A 21,935-nucleotide genomic window follows, 5' to 3' on the forward strand; every position below is an offset into this window, starting at 1 on the left:
CCTCAGACAATCCCATACCGGGGCGCCGGCTTACCCGTCTGCGTTGCCGCAAACAACGCACCACGCGCCACGTCATAGGTGTCCCACAACGAACCATCGGCCACCGATGGCCAGGTGATCGTCTCGCCCTGATCCAGCCCGGCCAGTGCCGCGTCCACCAGGTTTTCGGTGGTCATGACCGACTCCTGTTGCAGTGCCGAAAGCGGAATGCCTGAGGCGTCCCAGATCTCGGTAGCGGTAGACCCCGGCAACACAATCTGCACCTTCACCCCGGTTTCCGCCAGTTCCGCTTGCAGGCCACGGCTGAACGCCAGGACATAGCTTTTGGTGCCGCTGTACACGGAACTGACCGGCAGCGAATGCACGCTCAACACTGACGCCACGTTGATGATCACACCCTCATTGCGCACGAGCATGCCCGGCAGCGCCGCGTGGGTCAGGCGGGTGAGGGCGGTGATGTTCAGGGCGATCTGGGTCGTGGAATCTTCGACCGAGGATTGAGCCAGCGGGTGCAGGCGGGCCAGGCCGGCGTTATTCACCAGCACGTGGATTGCCGGGTTGCTGGCGAGCAGGCTTTCGACACGGGCGAGGTCGGCGGGGTTAACCAGGTCGGCGCCGAGGGTCTGGACCTGGCGCCCGTGGGCTTGAGTGATCTTCGCCGCCAGGGCTTTGAGGCGGTCTTCACGACGGGCGCCCAGGATCAAATCGTAGCCGCGAGCCGCCAATCGGTCGGCATACACAGCGCCAATACCGGAAGACGCGCCAGTGATGAGGGCAATTTTTGTGGAAGCGGGGGTCGACATGAACGGCTCCAATAGATGAGTACTCAACCAATATTGTTGAGGGCTCAAGTTATAGGCTTGGCGTTTGTCCTTGTCAATGGTTTAGTACTCAATCATTCTAGGGGCATGGAGGAGCTGAAAATGCCCATTGAGAAGACTGACAAGCCTGATGATCGCGCCGACCTTTTGAGTCTGCTCGGCGATGTGGCGTGCACCAACAACGCACTGCGCCGTGCCGCCAGGCGACTGGGCCAACTGTATGACGAAGCACTGGCACCGATTGGCCTGAAGGCCACACAGGTCGGCTTGCTGGGTGAAATCACCCGGCTGTCTGCGGTTGACGAGCAGGCGGGGCCGACGTTGCAGGAGCTGGCCGGACGCCTGGCGATCCTGATGTCGGCGCTGACCCACGCCATGAAGCCGCTGGTGCGCGACGGGATCGTCGAGCTACGTCCGGACGCCCTGGACAAGCGCACCAAACGCTGTGTGCTCACGCCCAAGGGCGAAGCGCTGTTCAATGAGGCGCTGGTGTTCTGGGCGTCTGCCAACAACCGGGTGGAGGAGGTGCTGGGGCATGATTCGGCCGCGCAGTTGCGCGGCATGGCAGACCATATCGCCTCCGACGCGTTTTTGGCGGACTACAACAGCCAGTCCGCGCAGGCATAAGCCAGATCCTTTCGTTATTAGACAGACGCCGTTCGCGCATCCGATGCTGAGCCCCTCTCGATCAGGGGCTTTCCATGACCACTCCACGCCAACTGAAACTGGGCGCGTTCATGCGCCCGGTCAGCATTCACACCGGCGCCTGGCGCTATCCCGGCGCTTACCGTGACGCCAACTTCAACTTCACGCACCTCAAGGCTTTTGCCCAAACCCTGGAGAAGGCACGTTTCGATGCCTTCTTCATGGCCGACCACCTGGCCTTGCTCAACATGCCCATCGACGCGTTGAAACGCAGCCACACCGCCACGTCATTCGAACCGTTCACCTTGTTGTCGGCCCTCAGCCAGGCCACCGAGCACATCGGCCTGGTGGCCACGGCCTCGACCACCTACGACGAACCGTTCCACATTGCCCGTCGCTTTGCGTCCCTGGATCACTTGAGCAATGGTCGCGCGGGTTGGAATATCGTCACCACCGCCAACCCGGATGCCGCGCAGAATTTCGGCCTGGAACAGGCCTACGCTCACGACGAGCGTTACGCCCGTGCGCGGGAGTTCTACGATGTGGTGACCGGGCTCTGGGACAGTTGGGCCGATGATGCCTTCATCCGCGATGCCGACAGCGGCGTGTACTTCGACCCGGACAAACTGCACACCCTCAACCATCACGGTCGCTACCTCAACGTGCGCGGCCCGCTGCACATTGCGCGGCCAGTGCAGGGCTGGCCGGTGATCGTGCAGGCCGGTGCCTCGGAGCCAGGCCGGCAATTGGCGGCGGAAACCGCCGAGGTGATTTTTGTCGCGCCGGGCACCCTGGAAGAAGGGCGCAAGTTCTATGGGGATATCAAGCGCCGGATGCTGGCGGTGGGGCGGCATCCCGACCACCTGAAGATTCTGCCCGGGGCGTTTGTGGTGGTCGGCGATACGCGGGAAGACGCGCGGCGGATTCGTGCGCACCTCGACAGCCTGGTGCATTACGAAAGCGCGATTGCCTCGCTGTCGATAGCGCTGGGTACCGACGCGACCAAGTTTGATCCCGACCAATACCTCCCGGCGATTCCCCAAACCAACGCCAGCCAAAGCTCCCGCGAACGAGTACTGGCGCTGGCTGACCGCGAGCAGTTGACGGTGCGCCAATTGGCCCAACGCCTTGGCGGGTATGCGGGCTTGTCGTTTGTCGGCACGGCCCGCAGCATTGCCGATGAGATGCAGCAGTGGCTGGAAGAAGAGGGCAGCGATGGCTTCAACATCATGTTCCCGTGGCTGCCCGGCGGGCTTGATGATTTTGTCGCCAAGGTGGTGCCCGAGTTACAGGGACGCGGGATTTTCCGGCGGGAGTACGAAGGCTCTACCCTGCGGGAAAACCTCGGACTGCCGCGTCCGGCGAACCGCTTCTTCGCCGAATGAGCGGGTATTTTCAGCGTGGTTAGATCGTTTATTTCCTTCTGATTGGAGCCCATTCCCCAATCGCATATCCATCACGCCGGTTCGGCCCTGATAACGGAGCGGGTCGGCGTGATCGCTTCATTAACGCTGTCATCACGGAGTTATCGGCTGTCTCGCTCCGATAAACCCCCATGCAACGTCTATTTCTGCTGCTGGGCCAGCGCCTTGCGCCGTTGCGCCGCATCTCTAGAATCGGCCCCAGAACTTACTCATTTCCTGTCGATTACGGAGTTTCGAACATGATGAACGCCATGCAGATGCCAATGAACAACGCGATGCCAATGATGCCGATGATGGGCATGCCGATGATGATGGCCACCATGACCTGCACGATGACCGACGAGGCCATGATGTGCACCATGAAGCCGGCCGCCGGCATGGACATGGCGATGTTCAAGAACAACGCCGAAATGATGGCGATGATGATGAACTGCGGCATGCCGATGATGATGCAGTGCGCCAACATGTCGATGATGTGCATGTCGAAAGACGGCATGGCGATGATGAACAGCATGTCCACCCTGAACATGCCGATGATGATGCCGATGGGCATGCCCATGCCGATGATGAAGTGCGTCATGGAATGCAAGATGGAAGCCGACTGCATGACCTGCACCATGATGCCGATGCCAGGCATGAGCATGGACATGATGAACAACTGCTGCATGCTGATGATGAAGATGATGAACGACTGCGCCATGCCGATGATGATGAGCTGCAACGGCATGCCGATGATGTGCTGCACCTGCTGATTCGTTTGGCGTGAAACCAGAAAGCCCCGGCGAGTGCCGGGGCTTTTTGCGTTTCAGTCCAGGCGTTCCGGGTAGGTGATTACCAGGAACGCCACCGCCTCACTGTCCGCCGGGTTTCGATAGCGGTGGGGCTGGTCGGCGTAGAACAGGATCGAATCACCGGTGGACAGCAGGTAGCGTTCGTCGTTGACGCTGACTTCCAGCACGCCCTGGGCCACAACCAGATTTTCTTGAATCCCCGGCCCGTGACCTTCAGAAACTTCTTCGCCGAGTGCCTTCAGGCGTATCTCGTAGAACTCCGACTGGCGTGCCATATCGTAGGGAAACAGCGCACGGCTGATGAAACTGCCGTCGGCACTCACCAAGCGTTTGCTCTGTTGTGCCGGCAGCAGTTCAACCCCTTCGAACGCACGGTTTTCCAGGAAGGCGGCCACCGAGACTTTCAAGCCTTTGGCAATCTTGCACAGCACTTTGATCGACGGCACGCTGCGCCCGGATTCAATCTGCGCCAGCATCGCCCGGCTCACGCCGCAATTGCGCGCCAGGGCGTCCAGCGACAGGTAGCGTTTACTGCGCAGGCGTTGCAGGTTCTGCGCGACGCACTGGCCGATGGCGTCATCGTCGCCGCTGTTGCAGTCTTTGGGTTTGGAGGGGAGGTCGGGCACTTCGGGAAGCGCGTGCAGGAAATTCATTGCCTCACGCCCGGCGGGTATCGCTGGAGGTGGTGACTTGTGCGGTAAACACCGCGACCCCGGCCCGTGCCGCGTACATCGCCCACATCAGTTCAGCCGCTGCGCGAGCCTGGCGGCGTTTGCGGTGGAGGGTGAAATCGATGACGGTGGCGGATGTTTGCATGACGTAAATCTCTGGGGACTCAATGGCCCTACAGTAATCCGTGGCGCTTATTTCCATAAATACTGAGTTTGCATTTGGTAATTCGATTTCGGACTTAACGCCGATTGGGGCCTGTACGTCCATCAGTGGTGACCCGTCGGGCTTCACAGGCTTCCCACCACAGACCTTGTGCCGGACCGAGCCCGTCGCAAAAACGAATTCCAAGGATTTACCCCCCATGCCCCCCGCGTTTCCGTTCCCCGCACGAAAAGCCTGGCCCTTGCTGGGCTTTGGCGCCGCCCTGAGCTTCAGCCCTGTCACCCAGGCCGACGACACGCTGCAACTGGCTCCCGTCGAAGTCAGCAGCGCTGAACTCAGCGCCGATGAACTGGCCCAGATCCAGCTCAAGAGCGTTCCCGGCGCCACCAACTACATCGACATGGGCAGCGTCGAGCAAGGGCGGATGAGCACCAACGAGGACGTGTTCAAGTACCAGGCCGGCGTGTACGCCAAGGCCGCGAACAACGAAGGGGTGAAGCTTTCCATCCGTGGCTCGGGCATCAACCGGGGCCCCGGCGCCCATGCGTCCGGCCTGTACGAAACCTTCGACGGCCTGCCGCTGACCGGCCCGGGCGGCACGCCCTACGAACTCAAGGACCCGTTGTGGCTCAGCCGGGTTGAAGTGCTGCGCGGCGCCAATGGTTTTGACCAGGGCGCATTGGCCCTCGGTGGTGCGGTCAACTACGTCACCCACACCGGCTACGACGCCCCAAAATTGCAAGTGCGCTACGAAGCCGGCAGCCATGGCTACGCCCAACGGGAAATCAGCTCGGGGCAGGTGCTGGGGGATGCCGACTACTACATCAGCCTCACCGACTCGCACTACGATGGTTTCCAGAACCACAGCGCCGGCAGCGGCAAAGGCATGGCGGCCAACTTCGGCTACCGCTTCAACCCCGACCTGGAAACCCGCTTCTACTTCCGCTACCGCGAAACCGATAACGATTCCCCCGGCAAGCTGACCCGCGACCAGATCAGCCACGACCCACGCGCCGCCGCCAGCCTCAACGTGACGCGCGACTCCAAGCGCCTGCAACCGGGCTCGACCTGGATCGCCAACAAAACCACCCTGCGCCTGGACGACAGCGCCCGGGTCGAGGTCGGGCTGGCGTATCACGACTATCCGATGGACCTGCGTGAAGGCACCAACCGTCTCAAGGTCGCCTACACCGACGTCAGCGGCACTCTGAACTACATCCGCCAGGACACGTTGTTCGGGCTCGACAGCAAGACCACTATCGGTTTGCGCACGACTCAGGCGATGCCTAACAACGGCGGCTCGGAATTCGTGCGGATCCCGACCGGCAATACGACGGGCTACGCGCCCGGTACCAAGACCCGCGACTACAGCTACCTGGGTTCCGACAGCGTGCTGCATATCGGCAACGACCTGGAGTTGGTGCCGGACCTTTGGCTGACCACCGGGTTGGCGGCGATCTACACCCGCCGTGAAACCGAAGTCAGCTATCCGGAAACCCACACACCGGTCAGCCAGCACGATTGGGATTACGCGCCACGGGTTGGCTTGCGTTATGACTTCAGCCCGCAACTGCAGGTGTATGGCAACCTGAGCCGCTCGGTTGAGCCGCCCCATGCATGGTCGATGATCTGGGGTTCCAACAAGTATTTCCCTAAGGGCAGTGGCCCGGCTGCCGGGCTGCAACGTGAAGGCGTGAAGCTGAAAAACCAGACTGCAACCACCCTGGAAATCGGCGGCCGCGGTGAAGAATGGTTCGGCCAGTGGGACCTGGCGCTGTACCGTTCCGAGGTGCGCCACGAACTGCTCAGCGTCGAAACCCAAGCCGCGACCTCCACCACCTCTGCAATCATCGCCGAATCCAACGCCAGCCCCACGGTGCACCAAGGCGTGGAACTGAGCCTGATCAGCCCGCTGTGGGATGGCGGCCGCACCGGCCAACTCGCCTTGCGCCAGGCCTACACCTACAGCGACTTCCACTACCGCAACGACGACCGCTTCGGCGACAACACCTTGCCCGGCATTCCCAAGCACTACTATCAGGCGCAATTGCGCTACAGCCATCCCAGCGGTTTCTACACCAGCCTCAATGGCGAGCACTCATCGCGGGTGGCAGTGGACTACGCCAATTCCTACTACGCGGCGGCCTACACGCTGCTCGGCGCGACGGTCGGGTATGACGCGCCGAAGCACGACTGGCAAGCCTGGGTCGACCTGCGCAACCTGACCAACCAGCGCTACGCCAATACGGTCACGCCGGGTTATGACGACAAGGGGCTGGACGTAGCGCGGTCCACGCCGGGAGATGGCATGGGCGTGTACACCGGGGTTTCCTGGAGCTGGCGTTAATCAGCCAAGCAAAGATCAACTGTGGGAGCTGGCTTGCCTGCGATAGCATCACCTCGGTGTAACTGAAACACCGAGTCGCGTGCATCGCGGGCAAGCCCGGCTCCCACATTGGATCGGGTTTACGGGCTGATTTTTTTGTTTTTAACGCTGGTTTTTTTGTAACAATTACGTGTATAAGATAAAGCCTGCTCAACCGAAAGATGATTTTTCATGAGCAGTTAGTTGCTTGCGCCACTGGCGTGGGTAATTAAGTGTGTACGCACATGGAATGTCGCGTTACGCGCAAATACAGTTATCCAACTGTCAGCAATCAACTTGATAGCGTAGTCATCTCATCACGAAGTGGCTTTTGCACTGTCGGGACCCGTTGCGCCTGTTTTATCGCCTTAAACTTAATTAATCTGCTGTAAATGGAGTACTACCATGCAAAGGAAAGCACCGTTCAAATACCTGGCATTGTTGTGGGTGCCGCTGATGGCAGGCTGTATCAGCACCCAGCCTTCACGTTCACCGGAGCGCGCCGTCCAGGCGCCGCTCGAACAGGCCGTCACGGTCGATAATTGTTCCCAGGGCTGCCCTTCGGGCGGTGGGCCGCTGACGTTGAATCGCCAGGCCTACAGCCTCAATAACAATGCGTCGACCAAGTTCGCCAACTGGGTGGCTTACCGGATCACCAAGTCCACACCGGCCAGCGGGCGCCCGCGTAACTGGCAGACGGACCCGGCGATTCCGGCGGGTGAAACCCTTGACCCTGTTGACTATAACGGTGCCAACGTGGCGCTCAAGGTCGACCGTGGACACCAGGCGAACCTGGCGTCGATGGCGGGCGTCTCCGATTGGCAGACCCTCAATTACCTGTCCAACATCACCCCGCAAAAGTCCGATTTGAACCAGGGCCCTTGGGCACGCCTGGAGGATCAGGAGCGCAACCTGAGCCAGGACGCGGCGGTGGATGAGGTGTATGTGATGACTGGCCCGCTGTATGAGAAATTTATCGGCACCTTGCCGGGGACCAACAAGGTCCACACGATTCCCAGCGGCTACTGGAAGATTGTTTCCGTGGGCAAGTCGCCGCAAGACGGTCTTTATGCCTCGTTCATCATGAATCAGGAAACTACTAAGGGTGCGAACTTCTGTGATTACCGCGCGACGGTCGAACAGATTGAACAGCGTTCCGGGCTGACATTCTGGAATGAGTTGCCCCAAGCGGTACAAACTGCACTTAAGTCGAAGCAAGGGCAACTTCCGCAGAGGATTGGCTGCAAGTAACCGTCGCACTTTAGACGTTCGTCATTAATTGTCATGCGTCCATTAAGTTGGCAGGTACGCAAGTGCCTGTCGACTTTTGCTGTTTCTAACTAAGTGCAGTGTTAATACTTCAGTTAAAAGGTAGTTGCCCTCTACCTGCATCCCGTTAACCACCCATCACCGTGACGGCTTCGATCGGCGAGCCCCTTGCTCCCCCTCCGTTTTACTGTCATCGTTTGCGCAATTGGTAATCTTTCTTGTTTGAGAAATTTTTGCGCATGCATGACTTTCCTGTAGCCAAGGCTGATACAGCCCGTCGCCAGCAGACCCTCACCGCCCTCTACAGCGACCACCATTCCTGGTTGCACGGTTGGCTGCGCAAGAAACTCGGCTGCTCACAACATGCCGCCGACCTGGCCCACGACGCGTTTATCCGCATCCTGCTGCTGGCCGAACCCCACACCATCAAGGAACCCCGGGCTTTCCTGGCAACGACGGCGGGGCGCTTGATGATTGATGGCGCGCGTCGGCGGCGGATCGAGAAGGCCTACATGGAAGCCCTGGCGATTCAGAGCGAGGACGCCGGTATGCCGGATCCGGCGGCAATTCATGTGGCACTCCAGGCCCTGGAACGAATCGCCGACATGCTCACCGGCTTGCCCGCCAAGGCCCGCGAAGCCTTTCTGCTCAGCCGCCTCGACGGGCTGACCTACAGCGAAATCGCCGCACAACTTCAGGTGTCACCCAGCACCGTGAAGAACTACATCTCCAGCGCGCTGGTGCACTGCTATCACACCCTGCACGGGGCGGACCCGCTGTCGTGAGTTCCGAGCAGATCATCAGTGAAGCCGCCCGTTGGCTGACGTTGTTGCACGACGATCACGTGACTGAAGCCGACCGTGCCGCATTCGATGCTTGGTGCCAGGCCGACCCACGGCATGCTGTCGCAATCGAACGGATGCGCAGCCTATGGGGCAGCCTCGACGCATTGCCCGCCGCTCCGGCGCGCCTTGCCCTGAACCGCGCGTTTGCCCCGCAAAAACCAAGGTTTGCCGCCCGTGGTACCCAGGCCGTTGCGCTGTTGGGTGTATTGCTGTGCGGTTGGGCCGGGATTGAGCGGCTGCCGGTATGGATGGCCGACCAACGCACCAGCGTTGGCGAACGGCGTCAGGTGGCACTGACCGACGGCAGCCAGGTGCAGCTCAACAGCAACTCTGCCCTGGACGTGAAGTTCGACGGCCACCAACGGGTGATCGAACTGTTGCAGGGCGAGATGTGGGTCGAGGTGGCCAAGGACGCGCAACGGCCGTTCGTGGTGCATACCGACCAGGGCACGGCCACGGCGTTGGGCACGCGGTTCCTGGTGCGCAAGGCCGAGAACGGCTCGACCGTAGTCACCGTGATCGAGTCTACCGTGGCCGTCAAAGGCGATAGTGCAGGCGACGTGAAAGTGCCGGCAGGGCAGAAGTCCACACTCAAGGACGGACACGCCAGCGACCCGCAACCCATCGGCAATGCCGACCCGGACGACTGGACCCGTGGCCTGCTCAAGGTCGACGACCAACCCCTGAGCGAGGTGCTGCAAACCCTCGCTGGTTACCGCCACGGGCTGGTGCGCTTTGATCCGCAGGCACTGCAAGGGATGCGCGTGTCGGGAGTATTCAAGCTCGACGACACCCGCGCGGCCCTGGCTTCACTGGCGGATAACCTGCCGATCAAGGTGGAGTACTTCACCGATTTGGTGGTGGTGATCAAGCCTCGGTAAAAAGTCTGAATAAAAACTGCTCTCATTCATACCCGATTTTCCGACATGGCCGTCATGACTAATAGAACCCCCATTTCCCAGGACTTCTCATGTCGCGCCTTGCTCGTCCCTTACAGCCACTGGCCCTTTCAGTGGCGATGGCTTTTGCCGCCGTACCCCTGCTGACCGTTCAAGCGTCCTTCGCGGCTGAAAGCGCCGCGTTTTACATTCCGGCCGGTGACCTGAGCCAGGCCCTCAACAGCCTCGCCGAACAGGCGGGCCTGGTATTGGCCTTTGATTCGAGCCTGACCCGCGGCAAACGCAGCAATGGCCTGAACGGGCAGTACAGCACCGACGCCGCCCTGGCCCAATTGTTGGCTGGCAGCGGCTTGCAAGCCCTGAAGATTGCCGACGACCGCTACCGCCTCGAAGCCATCCCGCACACCGACGGCGCCATGGAGCTGCAGGCCACCACCATCAGCGGTGCGTATCAGTTGGAAAGTCCCACCGGCCCGGTGTCGGGTTACGTGGCCACCCGCAGCCTGTCGGGCACCAAGACCGACACCGCGCTGATCGAAACCCCGCAGTCGATATCCGTGGTCACCAAAGACCAGATGCGCGCGCAGAACGCCGAGAGCCTCAACCAGATCCTGCGCTACAGCGCCGCCGTGATCCCGGAAACCCGTGGCTCCACCGCCTCGCGCCTCGATCAGTTGACCATCCGTGGCTTTGCCCCGGCGACCTACCTCGATGGCCTGCGCATGCCCTCGAGCCGGGATGCCTTGCCGCAAAAAGACGCCTTCGACCTGGAGCGCGTCGAAGTGCTGCGTGGGCCGGCGTCGGTGCTGTACGGGCAGGGCACCCCCAGCGGCGTGATCAACATGGTCAGCAAGCGCCCGCTGGATACGCCGTTCCATGAAGTCGGCGTCGAGTACGGCACCTTCAACAAGAAGCGCACCACCTTTGACTTGAGCGGCCCGCTGGACGATCAAGGCGTGTATTCCTACCGTGTCGCCGGCCTGTTTGACGATGCCGACGGCCAGATCGACCACACCGAAACCCGTCGCCAATCCCTGTCCACCGCCTTCACCTGGAGCCCGGACGACAACACGTCGCTGACCTTGCTTGGGCATTTCCAGAAGGATCCCAAAGGCGCGTCCTACGGTTCAATGCCGGCTTGGGGCTCGGTGCTGCACAGCCCAACCGGGCGCAAGATCGACGTGGATTTCTACGACGGCGAGAAAAGCTTCGAGAAGAGTGACCGCGAGTATTACTCCATCGGCTACGCCTTCGAGCATCACTTCAACGATGTCTGGACCGTGCGTCAGAATGCCCGCTATCTGCGCAGCGAAGGGCAATACCGCAGCCTCTACAGCAACTACCTGGAGAGCGATTACCGCACCATCCGCCGCTCGACCATCGCCAGCGACGTGAACATCGACGCCTATGCCCTCGACAACCAGTTGCAGGCCAAATTCGACACCGGCCCGCTGCAGCACACCGTGCTGATGGGCGCCGACTACCAGAACACCAGCACCGATACCAAGTCGGGCAGTGGCGTGTACACGGCAGGGCCTACGCTGGATATTTTCGACCCGGTCTACGGCGCGGCCGTGCCGGTACCGGCCTACACCAGCGACGCCACCTCGCGCAGCGAGCAAACCGGCGTGTACTTGCAAGAGCAGATGAAGTGGGACAAATGGGTGCTGTTGATGGGCGGGCGTTATGACTGGGCCAGCACCGACAACAGCACCCTGGCCATGACGACCCAGAAGAAGACCAAATCCAGCCAGGACAGCAAAGCCTTCACCGGCCGCCTGGGCCTGGTCTATCTGTTCGATAATGGCTTGGCGCCGTATGTCAGCTACTCGGAATCTTTCCAGCCGCAATCCGGCACGGGCTATGGCGGCTCAACGTTCCAACCGACTGAAGGCAAGCAGACCGAAATCGGCATCAAGTACCAGCCGCCGGGCAGCAACAGCTTCATCACGGCGGCCATCTTCGACCTGCGCCAGACCAACGTGCCGACACTGGACCCGGACGCTTCCCACCTGTGCAACGGCTCGCGCTGCCAGATCCAGGACGGTGAAGTGCAATCCCGAGGGTTTGAACTCGAAGGCAAGGCCAGCCTGAACGACAACCTGGATATCACGGCGGCCTATGCCTACCTGGATAACCGCATCAGCAAGTCCAACAACACCGTGCGCTATGCGCCCATCAGTGACATCGGCGTCGGCCCGGCCGTGGCTGCCGAAGGCACTACCACCTATGCCGTACCGCGTCATACCGCATCGGCCTGGGCGGATTACACCCTGCATGACGGCACGTTGAAGGGCTTCGGTGTGGGGGCCGGTGCGCGGTATGTCGGTTCGTCATGGGGCGATACCGCCAACACCTTGAAGGTACCGGGCTACACCTTGTTCGATGCAGCGGTGCACTACGACATCCCGCATATTAATCGCCAGGGTGACAACCTGCGCCTGGCGGTGAACGCTACCAACCTGGCGAATAAAGAGTACGTCGCGTCCTGCTATTCCTACTCGTGGTGCTGGTATGGCTCACAGCGCACCGTGCAGGCCAGCGCGACGTATCAGTGGTAAATAAAAAAGCCTTGGCGAAAGGATTCGGGAGCAGCATCGCCAAGGCCAAAAACAGTTAGTTCGCCATCGGCCCAATCAGTTTGGAAACCACCGGCGCCTGCCACTGCTCCAGGGCATCAATCAGGGCGCCGGGGTCTTCGTTGAAGATCAGCATCTGGCTGTGCTCGACCTTCATGAAGCCTTCCTTCACGGTGTGATCCAACAGGGCGCGCACCGGGTTGAAGAACCCCTCCGTATTCAGGCACGCCACGCCCTTTTGGTGTTCGCCTACCTGGGTCAGCGTGGCTGCTTCAAACAATTCTTCCAGTGTTCCCAGCCCGCCGGGCAAGGCAATGAACGCGTCGGCGCAGTCGCTCATACGTGTCTTGCGGCTGCGCATGTCGTGGGTCACTTCATGATGGGTGAGCCCGGCGTGGGAGTGGCCGCGCTCATGCAGCAGCCGGGTGATGATGCCGACGACCTCGCCACCTTCCGCCAACACCGCATCCGCCATCACGCCCATCAAGCCTTTGTGGGTGCCGCCGTAGACCAGGCGAATGCCGCGCCGGGCGATTTCCCGGCCCAGGGCCTGGGCGCCTTCCGCGTACTGCGGGTTGAAGCCGAAATTGGTACCGCAGAAAACCGCAAGGCTGCGCAGGGGAGTGGGCATGGAGATTCCAGGCTGGTGAGTACAAGCCGTCCAGCATGGCGGCCCCGTCTTGAGGGCGAAAGAGCCAAGAACCGGCTTGCGGATCAGGCCATGAGTGCCTCCAGGATGCGTTTTCCAAGGACCTCGGCGACGGTCTCCGATTCGATATTGGCAAAGCCCAGCAGCAGGCCGGGGCCGGTCTGGCCCTGAATATTCCAGTCGCTCAAGGCTTCGGCATAAATGCCGGCCTGTGCCAGTCGCTCCACGCACAGGCGGTCGGACTGGTGCGCGTTGAGTCGCAGGATCAAATGCATCCCGCCCGGTTGGGCATCAATCGAAATACGCTCGCCCAGCGCTTTGCGCAGGCCCCTGGCCGTGGCTTCCCGACGCTCGCCGTAGAGTTTGCGCATGCGTTGGATATGCCGCGCAAAATGCCCTTCGGCCATAAACGTCGCGACGATCGCCTGGGTCAGTTCCGGGCAACCACCGAGGAAGGTCTGGCTGACGTGTTCGAAGCGTGCCACTTGAGCCGCAGGCACCACCAGATATGCGAGGCGGATGCCGGGAAACAACACTTTGCTGAAAGTCCCGGCATAGAGCACCCGGCCGACGCGGTCCAGACTCTTGAGGGCCGGCAGTGGGCGGCTGACGTAACGGTATTCGCCGTCATAGTCGTCCTCGACGATCCAGGCCTGCTGGCGGCTCGCCCAATCCAGCAGTTCCAGGCGCCTGGGCAAGGACAGCGAGACACACAGCGGGCTTTGATGGGCCGGCGTGACCACCACGGCGCGGGCGCCTTTGCCCTGTTGCACGGCTCGGGACACCTGCATGCCGTCCTGATCCACGGGTACCGGTATGGCCTTGATATTCAGGTAATCCAGCAATGGCCGGGTGAACAGGTAGCCCGGGTCCTCCACCAGCACCCGATCGCCCGGTTCCAGCAGTGCGTGGGCGATCAGCCCCAGCGTGTTGCGGTAGCCCGAGGTGACGAAGACTTGTGCCGGCGAGCAGTGAATACCCCGGGCAACCTGCAAGTAGCTGGCAATCGCCGTGCGCAGCGAGTGCAGGCCGAACACGCAGGGGTTGGCCATGTCGGCGACCTGGGTGGCCCGCACGCAACGGGCGGCGATTTTCGACCAGATCTTGCGCGGGAACGCATCCAGCGCCGGCAGGCCCATTTGAAACGGCAACACGGCGGCCTTGTGCCGGACGGCATTGTGGTCGCTGGCCGTCATGGGGCGTTCCGGCAGGCTGGACTTGATCCCTTCCGCCACCACGGTGCCGGCCTGGCCACGGGCCTGGATATAACCTTCGGCCGCCAGCAGCGAGTACGTTGTGTCGATGGTGCCTCTGGCCAGCCCAAGTTCCTTGGCCAGGGCCCGGGCTGCGGGTATGCGTTCCCCCGGTTTGAGCAAACCTTCGGCAATCGCGCTGCGGAAGCGCCAGTAAAGTTGCCGGTAAATCGGCTCGGCAGCGCCGGCGTCCAGCGGTGAAAAGGCCTTGATCGAGGTGCTCATCCGGCGGCGGGTCCTGTTCAGGTGGCGAAATAGTCGTGCAGCGCCTGGTCGGTCTGGCGGCGCGTCTGGGCCAGTGCCTCCGGGCGTGAAGCGGTGCCTTCAACGGTGAAGAAGGTCACGTCATGCAGGCCGATCATGCCGAGTAGGGTTTTCAGGTACGGCGTCAGGAAATCCGGCTGATGCGCACGCTCCCCGGAAAACCGTCCGCCCGAGGCGATGGCGACAAACACCGGGCGGTCCTGCAACAGGCCGATCTTGCCCTGGGCCGAGATATCGAAGGTGCGGCGTACCCGCGCAATATGATCAAGCCATAGCTTGAGGGCTGCGGGTACCGAGTAGTTATGCATGGGGGTGGCGATCACCACAATGTCGGCCATCTCCAATTCCCGCACAAGCCGCTCGGACTGGGCCATCGAACCTTCGGACGAGACATCCATGAGGGACTGCTGGGACGTCGCATAAGGCTCGTCCAACGGTGCCAGGGCGTTCCCGGCGATGCCGCGCTGGATCACCTCGGCGGCCGGGTTCCGCTGGCGCAGGCATTCAATGATCTTGAGGGAGAGGGCGTTGCTTTCTGACGCTGGCCCGCGAGGGCTGGCACTGACATGGAGGATATTCATGGTGCGCTGCTTCCTGGATGGATGGCCTTCAGTCTACGAACCTCATGACCCAGGCCAAAGAGCCAAGAATCAAGATTCAGAGTAGGCCATGTCCGCGCATTCATGGTCTGGTGTTCAAGCCAGATCATGGATCTTTTGGGGTAGGCCATGGCGTCGCAAGATGGCGGCTTCATCCAACCGCTACAGGACTTCACCATGACAACGCGTCTCGACTACTCCAAAGCTTCCCCTGAAGGTTACAAGGCGTTCGGCGGGGTTTACGTCTACCTGCAGAACAGCGGCCTGTCCAAGGAACTGATCGACCTGGTCTACCTGCGGGTTTCGCAAATCAACGGCTGCGCCTTTTGCATCGATATGCACTCGCGGGACTTGCTCAAGCAAGGCCTGGCCGTGGGCAAGCTGGTGCTGGTGCCCGTATGGCATGACGCTGGCGCGGTCTTCACCCAGCGTGAGCGCGTGGCACTGGCGTTTGCTGAAGCAGTGACCGCCAGTGATGTTTCGGACGCTGACTACGCGGCAGCGACCGGCGAGTTCAGTGACAAGGAACTGGCCGATCTCACCTACGGCATCGCACTGATGAATGCCTTCAACCGCCTGGGCATCACCTTCCGCACCACGCCGGCGGCGGCCGCCAAGGCATAAGCCAACGCGGATTCGTTGTGGCGGGTCTCCTCGCCACACACCCACTGTATTTCCTGAGGGTTCACCCCATGGCATGGCTACTGCTCGGCTTGGCCGGCATTCTTGAAATCGCTTTCGCGTTCGCGATGAAGGCTTCGGATGGCTTCACCCGATTCACCCCCGGATTGCTCACCGTCGTGACCGGCGTCTCCAGCGTCATCCTGCTGTCGACGGCGTTGCGCACGCTGCCGGTGGGCAGCGCCTACGCAGTGTGGACCGGAATCGGCGCAGCGGGCACCGCAATCCTCGGCATGGTGTTGCTGGGCGATTCCACCGCACCGTTACGAGTGCTGTGCATCGTACTGATCCTGGCCGGCGTGATCGGCCTGAAACTGGTCTCCGCCAACTAGTGCTGCCTGCGAGCGGGTATTTCTCGGAGATGGCCTTTTAACATTGTTGCTCACTCTTTATCATCCGCCCCCAGCAACTCCGGCCATGGAGACGCTCCATTCACTAAGGAAGTCGTAATGCACATTGGAAAAATGCTGGGGTTGGCCCTGATCACGTTGTCGATGGGCGGCTGCGCCAGCTTCACGAAGGACGAAGTCGCACCTGTCACGCTGCCATCGAAGGCCAGCTACGCCAACAAACCGAACGTCTACGTAGACTTCAAGTTCTACCAGGGCGAGCCGACAAACGCCGCCGCTACGGAATTCCCACAAGCGCGGGACATGCTCAAGCCACAGCTGCAGAAAGTCCTGACCGACTCCGGCCTGTTTGGTCGTGTGACCCTGGATGAGTTCCAGAAACAGCCCGGCGATTACAGCCTGCGCCTGAAGGTCTACAACCATCCACCGGGTGGCGGCCAACTGGCACTGGCCTTTATCAGCGGCTTTACCTTCACCATCATCCCGGCGCTGGGCACTGATCAATACACCATGAAGCTGGAGTCGGTGGACCCGCAAGGCCAGGCGCTGAGCACCGGCACCAACCACGACTCGATCAATACCTGGATGGGCATCTGGTTTATCCCGTTGATGGCCAACACGCCGAAAGAGGCGGTGACCGATACCTTCACCCGTCAGGTCAATGCCCTGCTCAAGCAAATGGTCGACGGCAATAACCTGAAGTATTCGGCACTGGATGCCGGCGTGCCACGGGCGTGACACGTAACTGAAGGTTTGAAACAGCTGCGAGGGCAGGGCGACCCGCCCTCGCAGCCTGGGCCTTACTTAAGCGCCTTGATGAACAGCGGGTCGCTGTACAACGACTTGAGCAAATCCCGCACCATCGGGTTGTAGGCGTTGGCGGCGTTCGGGATCGCAATGAACCCGAAGAACGAACTGGACCAGGTGTGATTCACTTCCTTGGTCGCGTCGTACACCACGTCATTGCCCTTGAGCAGGGTAAACCGCGCGGCCAGCGTGCCGTTGCCGGAGCCCATGCCTGCCGACAGCGAATTCTTCACCACCAGCACTTGTAGATGACGTTCCGCTTGCGGGTTCAGCAGGCCTGCGAGTTGCAGTTCTTGGGTGATCGCAGCCTGGATATGCGCCGGGATGCTGCCACTGGGCGAGCGGATCGGGTTGGCACGTACGGACAACGAGCCTTCGCCCGACGCAGCCGTCACCTGGGCATTGCTGACGGGTTGCAGCGGCGCTGCGCGCTTGAGGACCTGGACGTTGTCGAAGTTCGGCTCGTATTGCGTCATGGTGACGCCGCAACCTTGCAACAGCAGCGCGAGTAATGGGGTCAACAGTAGAAGCTTTTTCACGGCGTTTCCTTGCGTGAGTGTGGGAGAGCGCGGCGATTATCGTCAGACGCTGGCAGGTCGGCAACAAATAGTGGCAAAAGGCCTTAGGGGATGCGTAGCTTTTTGCCTCTGGTACCTGTCGGAAAAATCATCAAGAAGGCAATTTGCTGGCCCCTTTGTAACAAAATTATCGCCAAAATCACTTTTATTTTCAGGTGGTTAGGCGGGATGCAAATGCGCAATGTTGGAATCATGCTGATCGCCTGCGCAATAGCGGGTGGGGCGGTTTCGGTTGAGGCACGGGAGCTGCGGGATAACGACAAGTACATGTGCAGCTGGGGCGCGGGCACCGCGGCCCGGGCCCAGGAGTTGAAGCTGTCGGGCGTCTCGCTGTACGCCGCGCGTCAGAAGCTCAAGACCTACCAGTTCAAGAAGCCCTGGATGCACATGATGGCCATGGGCATCACCGAGCAGACCTACGACAGCCGCTCGCGGGTCAAGCCCGAGGTGATTCGCCAGAGTTTTTATCAGGACTGTTTGCGCTACAAGCTGGCGCGTAAATGATTGCACCGCCCAGTACAAAATCTGCGTAAGCCTGTCCAACTTCGCCCCGGAGCCCGTCCGCATACTGGCCCCAGGTAATCGAAGAGGCACATGCCATGACCCGCTACGTCATCACCCCCAACGAAACCCCGTCCCTTGCCATCCACGGTGACGACGCTCGCTTCCCGCTGCGCCGTGTGTTCTGTGTCGGGCGCAACTACAGCGAACATGCCCGCGAAATGGGCCACGACCCTGACCGCGAGCCGCCGTTCTTTTTCATGAAGCCGGCGGATGCCGTGGTGCCTGCCGAGGGCGTGATCGCCTATCCGCCATTGACCGCCGACCTGCACCATGAAGTCGAGTTGGTGGTGGCCATCGGCAAGGGCGGCGTGGACATCGCCCCGGAAGATGCGTTTGCGCATATCTGGGGTTACGGTTTGGGCATCGACCTGACCCGCCGCGACCTCCAGGCCCAGGCGAAAAAGCTGTCGCGGCCGTGGGAATGGGCCAAGGCCTTTGATGAGTCGGCACCTTGCACTCCGCTGCGGCCGGTGAGTGCCGTCGGCCATCCGGTCAGCGGGCGTATCTGGCTCAAGGTCAATGGCGAGCAACGCCAAGTGGGCGACCTGGCGGACCAGATCTGGTCGGTCAGCGAAGTGATCAGCCATGCTTCCAAATCGGTGGCATTGAAGGCCGGCGACCTGATCTTCACCGGCACCCCGGCAGGTGTCGGCGCCTTGCAGCCGGGCGATGTGGTGACCGCCGGAATCGACGGTCTGGCGGAGCTGAGCTTCACCCTCGGCCAGGGTTGACGCTACAGTGGTGCCCAGGCCCTCCGAGAAGTACGTATGCCCGGCACCCGCATTACCACCTATGGCATGGAACAACGCAGCGACCGCTCCGACTTCTACATCCGCGACAAGCGGGGCAGGGCGGCGCTGACCAGTCCCCATCGCCACGAATACTTCCAGATTCAGATCAACCTGGGCGGCGACACCGTGCAGCACATCGGCGGTGCGGTGCGCCCGTTTCCGAAAAAGGCCCTGGCCTTTATCCTGCCCCATCGCCTGCACGTGATTCCCCATCCCGAAGACGGCGACTTCATGCTGATCAATTTCAGCCAGGGCTTTTTCCTGCCGCAACTGACCTGCGACCCGCTGGACCTGGAAGACATCCCCATCGGCCAGGCCCCGGAGCTGTCGCCGTTCCGCTTCCAGGAGCAGCTGGATTTCATCCTCGACGACGCGGCCTTCGAAGAAGTCAAAACCTGGCTGGAACACATGCGCAGCCTGGACGCCCACCGTAGCTTCGGCGCCCGGGAGCGGCTCAAGGGTTATCTGTTCCAGTTGATCGGGCTGGTGTGCCAACAGTACGCCGAACCGCTCCAGGCCTTCGCCGCCAACAACGCCACCCGCCGTGGCCGCAAGGACGCCCTGGCTCGGGTGCAAGGCTACATCCGTGAGCATTTGCACGAGCCGTCGCTGAACCTGACCGATGCGGCGGCGGCAGCCTTTCTGTCACCTAACTACCTGACCCACCTGTTGCGCAAGGAAACCGGCAAACCCTTCTCGCAACTGGTGCTCGACCGGCGCATGCAACTGGCGCGCACGCTGCTGCTCAACAGCCCGCAGATGATCGGCGCAATTGCGCACCGCTGCGGGTTTACCGACGAGGCCTATTTTTCCCGGTGTTTTCGCAAGGCCCACGGGCTCGCGCCGGGGCAGTTCAGGCGGCGTGAGCAGAATTAACGCGCAATCCGGTGAGTGTTTTACAAATCCAACACAACCGATGTGTTTCAATTTACATACAATTGAGCGTCTCACCGGGAGGCGGTGCACATGGGTACGGTTATACGGTTGGCAACGCCGGGCGATATCAATGCTATTTTCGATATTCGCACCGCGGTGGTGCAAAACCATCTAAGCCGCGAGCAGATGGCTGAGCTGGGGATTACCCCGCATTTCGTCGCTGACTGCATGGGTGAAGCGCCCTGTGTGTGGCTGGCCGAAGTGGACGGTGCGCCTGTGGGGTTTTCAATGGTCGATCTTGCCGAAGGCGAGGTGTTCGCGCTGTTTGTGTTGCCGTCCCACGAAAACCTCGGGTTGGGCCGCCAACTGATGGCGGTGGCGGAGGCGGCGCTGTTCGAACGCCACGACACACTCTGCCTGACCACTGACGGGCGGGAACAGATCCGGGCCAATGGCTTTTACCAACGGCTTGGCTGGTCGGTGGTCGGCGCGGCTGAGGGCGACGACGTTCGCTATCAGAAACACAAGGTGCAATGAGTGTATGAGTGAGCTGGAACCCCCTCAATCCAACGCCTTCCGCTATTTTGTCGTCGGGGTTCTGTGTGTCGCAGTGTTGTTGGGGGCCTATTTCGTTCGGCTCAATGCCCAGGTAGACCGGCAGCGGGAAGAGGCGGCGGAGCGCCTGGCGTTATGCCGCCAGGCAGCCAGCGTTTCGCGCGGCACGGCTCAGAACGAACTTGTGCTGGTGGATCCCTGCAAGCACCTGTTTGAGCATTATTTGAAGAAGCCCACGCACTTCTAATCAATAACCTTATTTTTATCGCGGAATTAAACCGAGCAAGTGTGTTTAATGCAGGGCGTTATTGCACCAAAAAGTGGCACTTTCAATAATCGGATCCATTAAAAATGTGTGGTTATTGAATGACTTAGCGCTGTTTTAATCCGACGAAAGGTTGAAAATTATCTTGTTACAAGTTTTGCCGCTCGGTAATATAGCCGGGCGTTCACCTCCCACGGTTTATGCATTTTTAAATCCCAAGTTTCCATCAGCTACTTGGGATTTTTTTTGCCCGCGATTTGAGGGATGTATCAATCCTCTACGTCGGCAAACTCTGCGCGCATCCGGCCATTGCGCTTGGCCTGGTACAGCAACTTGTCGACGTCTTCGACAAAGGCCAGCGCCGCGCTGCCCGGCTTTACCGTGCAAGTGCCCACCCCCAGGCTCAATGTCAGCAGGTTCGACACCGCCGAATGCCCGTGCTCGATCTGCTGCTGGCGGATCAGGTGCAGGCAGCGTTCTGCCACACGGCGGGCGGATTCGGCATCGGTTTCCGGCAGCAACCACACAAACTCCTCACCGCCGATACGCGCGATGAAGTCCCGTGGCCGGTTGGCCGCCCGGGAGAGCGTATGCGCCACTTGCCGCAGGCATTCATCACCCTTGATATGCCCGTAGAGGTCGTTGTACTGCTTGAAATAGTCGATATCCAACAGGATCAACGACAGCGGCAACTGGCTGCGCTGGGCACTGGTCCATTCCCGCGCCAGCACGGTGTCGAACATGCGCCGGTTGGCGATACCGGTGAGGCCGTCCTGGAACGAATATTCCTCCAACTGTTTTTGCAGACGGATCAGGTGTTCCTCGGTCTTCTTGCGCTCGCTGATATCGAACATGAAGCCGATCAGCGCCTGCACCTCGCCGTCCTTGCGCTCCACGTGCACCACGTCGCGAATCCACACGTACTCGCCGCTGGCGGTCAGCGCCCGGTAATCGGCTTCGTGGTCGACCCCGGCCCGGGACTGGGAGACGCAGAAGTTGACCACATACTCGCGGTCGTCCGGGTGCATGCGTTCCACCCAGTCATCGACGGTGGCCCAGCTCTGCGGCGTCCAGCCCAGCAGCGCCTCGATCTGCGGGCCGATGTAGCTGAAAGTCATGGTTGCCCAGTCGATACGCCAGGGAATGGCCTTGGTCGATTCCAGCAACGTCTTGTACACAGCACTGTCGGGTTCGATCAAAGGTTCGATGCTCATGCGGAGTGCTCTCGGTG

The 21,935-nt window shown here is 60.8% G+C and carries 24 protein-coding genes; 15 read left to right on the plus strand and 9 right to left on the minus strand.

The annotated features are described in order from the left end of the window. Nucleotides 1-2: 2 nt before the first annotated feature. Entirely contained in the window at nt 3-803 is an 801-nt protein-coding gene (locus tag K0H47_RS15825) for an SDR family oxidoreductase (protein WP_219273169.1), read from the minus strand. Between the two features lie 120 nt (nt 804-923). Between K0H47_RS15825 and K0H47_RS15830 the strand changes: the two genes are divergently transcribed. Further along, nucleotides 924-1,448, plus strand: coding sequence for a MarR family winged helix-turn-helix transcriptional regulator (locus tag K0H47_RS15830; protein ID WP_177026303.1), 525 nt, complete (start codon nt 924-926; stop codon nt 1,446-1,448). Between the two features lie 74 nt (nt 1,449-1,522). Continuing rightward, the gene (locus K0H47_RS15835; protein WP_093198585.1) at nt 1,523-2,851 is read left to right on the plus strand and encodes an LLM class flavin-dependent oxidoreductase; all 1,329 of its coding nucleotides are present in this window, start codon (nt 1,523-1,525) and stop codon (nt 2,849-2,851) included. Between the two features lie 262 nt (nt 2,852-3,113). Here K0H47_RS15835 and K0H47_RS31310 read toward each other — a convergent pair whose 3' ends face one another. The 3 genes from K0H47_RS31310 to K0H47_RS15850 are packed head-to-tail and all read right to left on the minus strand — an operon-like array spanning nt 3,114 to nt 4,497. Beyond that, complete coding sequence (locus K0H47_RS31310) at nt 3,114-3,635, minus strand: hypothetical protein (protein ID WP_177026302.1); 522 nt, start codon at nt 3,633-3,635, stop codon at nt 3,114-3,116. Between the two features lie 60 nt (nt 3,636-3,695). Next, the gene (locus K0H47_RS15845; RefSeq protein WP_017477116.1) at nt 3,696-4,334 is read right to left on the minus strand and encodes a helix-turn-helix domain-containing protein; all 639 of its coding nucleotides are present in this window, start codon (nt 4,332-4,334) and stop codon (nt 3,696-3,698) included. Nucleotides 4,335-4,338: 4 nt separating this feature from the next. After that, nucleotides 4,339-4,497 (minus strand): hypothetical protein, encoded by a 159-nt coding sequence (locus K0H47_RS15850; RefSeq protein WP_177026301.1) that lies wholly within the window; start codon nt 4,495-4,497, stop codon nt 4,339-4,341. A gap of 217 nt (nt 4,498-4,714) precedes the next feature. On the opposite strand from K0H47_RS15850, the gene K0H47_RS15855 reads away from it, so the two are divergent. From K0H47_RS15855 to K0H47_RS15875, 5 genes are all read left to right on the plus strand, one after another. Continuing rightward, nucleotides 4,715-6,862 carry a TonB-dependent receptor domain-containing protein gene (locus K0H47_RS15855; RefSeq protein ID WP_219273171.1) on the plus strand — a complete coding sequence of 716 codons (2,148 nt, stop codon included), beginning with the start codon at nt 4,715-4,717 and terminating at the stop codon, nt 6,860-6,862. A 423-nt stretch (nt 6,863-7,285) separates the two neighbouring features. Beyond that, nucleotides 7,286-8,131 carry a DNA/RNA non-specific endonuclease gene (locus tag K0H47_RS15860; RefSeq protein ID WP_219273172.1) on the plus strand — a complete coding sequence of 282 codons (846 nt, stop codon included), beginning with the start codon at nt 7,286-7,288 and terminating at the stop codon, nt 8,129-8,131. 257 nt (nt 8,132-8,388) lie between these two features. Continuing rightward, nucleotides 8,389-8,934 (plus strand): sigma-70 family RNA polymerase sigma factor, encoded by a 546-nt coding sequence (locus K0H47_RS15865; RefSeq protein ID WP_063031339.1) that lies wholly within the window; start codon nt 8,389-8,391, stop codon nt 8,932-8,934. Further along, entirely contained in the window at nt 8,931-9,875 is a 945-nt protein-coding gene (locus K0H47_RS15870; protein ID WP_219273174.1) for a FecR family protein, read from the plus strand. Before K0H47_RS15865 ends, K0H47_RS15870 begins: the two co-directional genes overlap by 4 nt. Nucleotides 9,876-9,964: 89 nt before the next feature. After that, nucleotides 9,965-12,454: a TonB-dependent siderophore receptor gene (locus K0H47_RS15875; RefSeq protein ID WP_218263424.1), complete on the plus strand. Its 2,490-nt coding sequence runs from the start codon at nt 9,965-9,967 to the stop codon at nt 12,452-12,454. Between the two features lie 55 nt (nt 12,455-12,509). On the opposite strand, the gene K0H47_RS15880 is transcribed toward K0H47_RS15875, so the two are convergent. The 3 genes from K0H47_RS15880 to K0H47_RS15890 all read right to left on the minus strand — a co-directional run bounded on the left by K0H47_RS15880 (nt 12,510) and on the right by K0H47_RS15890 (nt 15,219). Continuing rightward, nucleotides 12,510-13,103, minus strand: a complete 594-nt coding sequence (locus K0H47_RS15880; RefSeq protein WP_093198563.1) for a TIGR00730 family Rossman fold protein — start codon at nt 13,101-13,103, stop codon at nt 12,510-12,512. 83 nt (nt 13,104-13,186) lie between these two features. Continuing rightward, complete coding sequence (locus tag K0H47_RS15885; protein WP_219273175.1) at nt 13,187-14,599, minus strand: PLP-dependent aminotransferase family protein; 1,413 nt, start codon at nt 14,597-14,599, stop codon at nt 13,187-13,189. A gap of 17 nt (nt 14,600-14,616) precedes the next feature. Continuing rightward, nucleotides 14,617-15,219 carry an FMN-dependent NADH-azoreductase gene (locus K0H47_RS15890; protein ID WP_063031329.1) on the minus strand — a complete coding sequence of 201 codons (603 nt, stop codon included), beginning with the start codon at nt 15,217-15,219 and terminating at the stop codon, nt 14,617-14,619. Between the two features lie 195 nt (nt 15,220-15,414). Between K0H47_RS15890 and K0H47_RS15895 the strand changes: the two genes are divergently transcribed. From K0H47_RS15895 to K0H47_RS15905, 3 genes are all read left to right on the plus strand, one after another. Continuing rightward, nucleotides 15,415-15,861 carry a carboxymuconolactone decarboxylase family protein gene (locus K0H47_RS15895; RefSeq protein ID WP_093210093.1) on the plus strand — a complete coding sequence of 149 codons (447 nt, stop codon included), beginning with the start codon at nt 15,415-15,417 and terminating at the stop codon, nt 15,859-15,861. A gap of 68 nt (nt 15,862-15,929) precedes the next feature. After that, entirely contained in the window at nt 15,930-16,250 is a 321-nt protein-coding gene (locus tag K0H47_RS15900; RefSeq protein WP_063031327.1) for a multidrug efflux SMR transporter, read from the plus strand. Nucleotides 16,251-16,367: 117 nt separating this feature from the next. After that, nucleotides 16,368-17,006: a hypothetical protein gene (locus K0H47_RS15905; protein ID WP_063031325.1), complete on the plus strand. Its 639-nt coding sequence runs from the start codon at nt 16,368-16,370 to the stop codon at nt 17,004-17,006. Nucleotides 17,007-17,068: 62 nt separating this feature from the next. Here K0H47_RS15905 and K0H47_RS15910 read toward each other — a convergent pair whose 3' ends face one another. Next, nucleotides 17,069-17,614 (minus strand): hypothetical protein, encoded by a 546-nt coding sequence (locus K0H47_RS15910; protein ID WP_093198553.1) that lies wholly within the window; start codon nt 17,612-17,614, stop codon nt 17,069-17,071. 213 nt (nt 17,615-17,827) lie between these two features. Between K0H47_RS15910 and K0H47_RS15915 the strand changes: the two genes are divergently transcribed. From K0H47_RS15915 to K0H47_RS15935, 5 genes are all read left to right on the plus strand, one after another. Then, on the plus strand, nt 17,828-18,157 hold the full coding sequence (locus tag K0H47_RS15915) for a hypothetical protein (protein ID WP_219273177.1): 330 nt from the start codon (nt 17,828-17,830) through the stop codon (nt 18,155-18,157). Nucleotides 18,158-18,252: 95 nt separating this feature from the next. Beyond that, nucleotides 18,253-18,948 carry a fumarylacetoacetate hydrolase family protein gene (locus tag K0H47_RS15920; RefSeq protein WP_008435986.1) on the plus strand — a complete coding sequence of 232 codons (696 nt, stop codon included), beginning with the start codon at nt 18,253-18,255 and terminating at the stop codon, nt 18,946-18,948. A 36-nt stretch (nt 18,949-18,984) separates the two neighbouring features. Further along, entirely contained in the window at nt 18,985-19,884 is a 900-nt protein-coding gene (locus tag K0H47_RS15925) for an AraC family transcriptional regulator (RefSeq protein ID WP_063031321.1), read from the plus strand. A 90-nt stretch (nt 19,885-19,974) separates the two neighbouring features. Then, nucleotides 19,975-20,421, plus strand: coding sequence for a GNAT family N-acetyltransferase (locus K0H47_RS15930; protein ID WP_219273178.1), 447 nt, complete (start codon nt 19,975-19,977; stop codon nt 20,419-20,421). Between the two features lie 4 nt (nt 20,422-20,425). Next, complete coding sequence (locus K0H47_RS15935) at nt 20,426-20,686, plus strand: hypothetical protein (protein ID WP_017477129.1); 261 nt, start codon at nt 20,426-20,428, stop codon at nt 20,684-20,686. A gap of 287 nt (nt 20,687-20,973) precedes the next feature. Here the strand turns inward: K0H47_RS15935 and K0H47_RS15940 are convergent, their stop codons facing one another. Next, complete coding sequence (locus K0H47_RS15940; protein WP_063031317.1) at nt 20,974-21,918, minus strand: diguanylate cyclase; 945 nt, start codon at nt 21,916-21,918, stop codon at nt 20,974-20,976. Between the last annotated feature and the right edge of the window lie 17 nt (nt 21,919-21,935).

Origin of the sequence: Pseudomonas sp. Xaverov 83 (assembly GCF_019352905.1) — a bacterium.
Taxonomy (GTDB): domain Bacteria; phylum Pseudomonadota; class Gammaproteobacteria; order Pseudomonadales; family Pseudomonadaceae; genus Aquipseudomonas; species Aquipseudomonas yamanorum.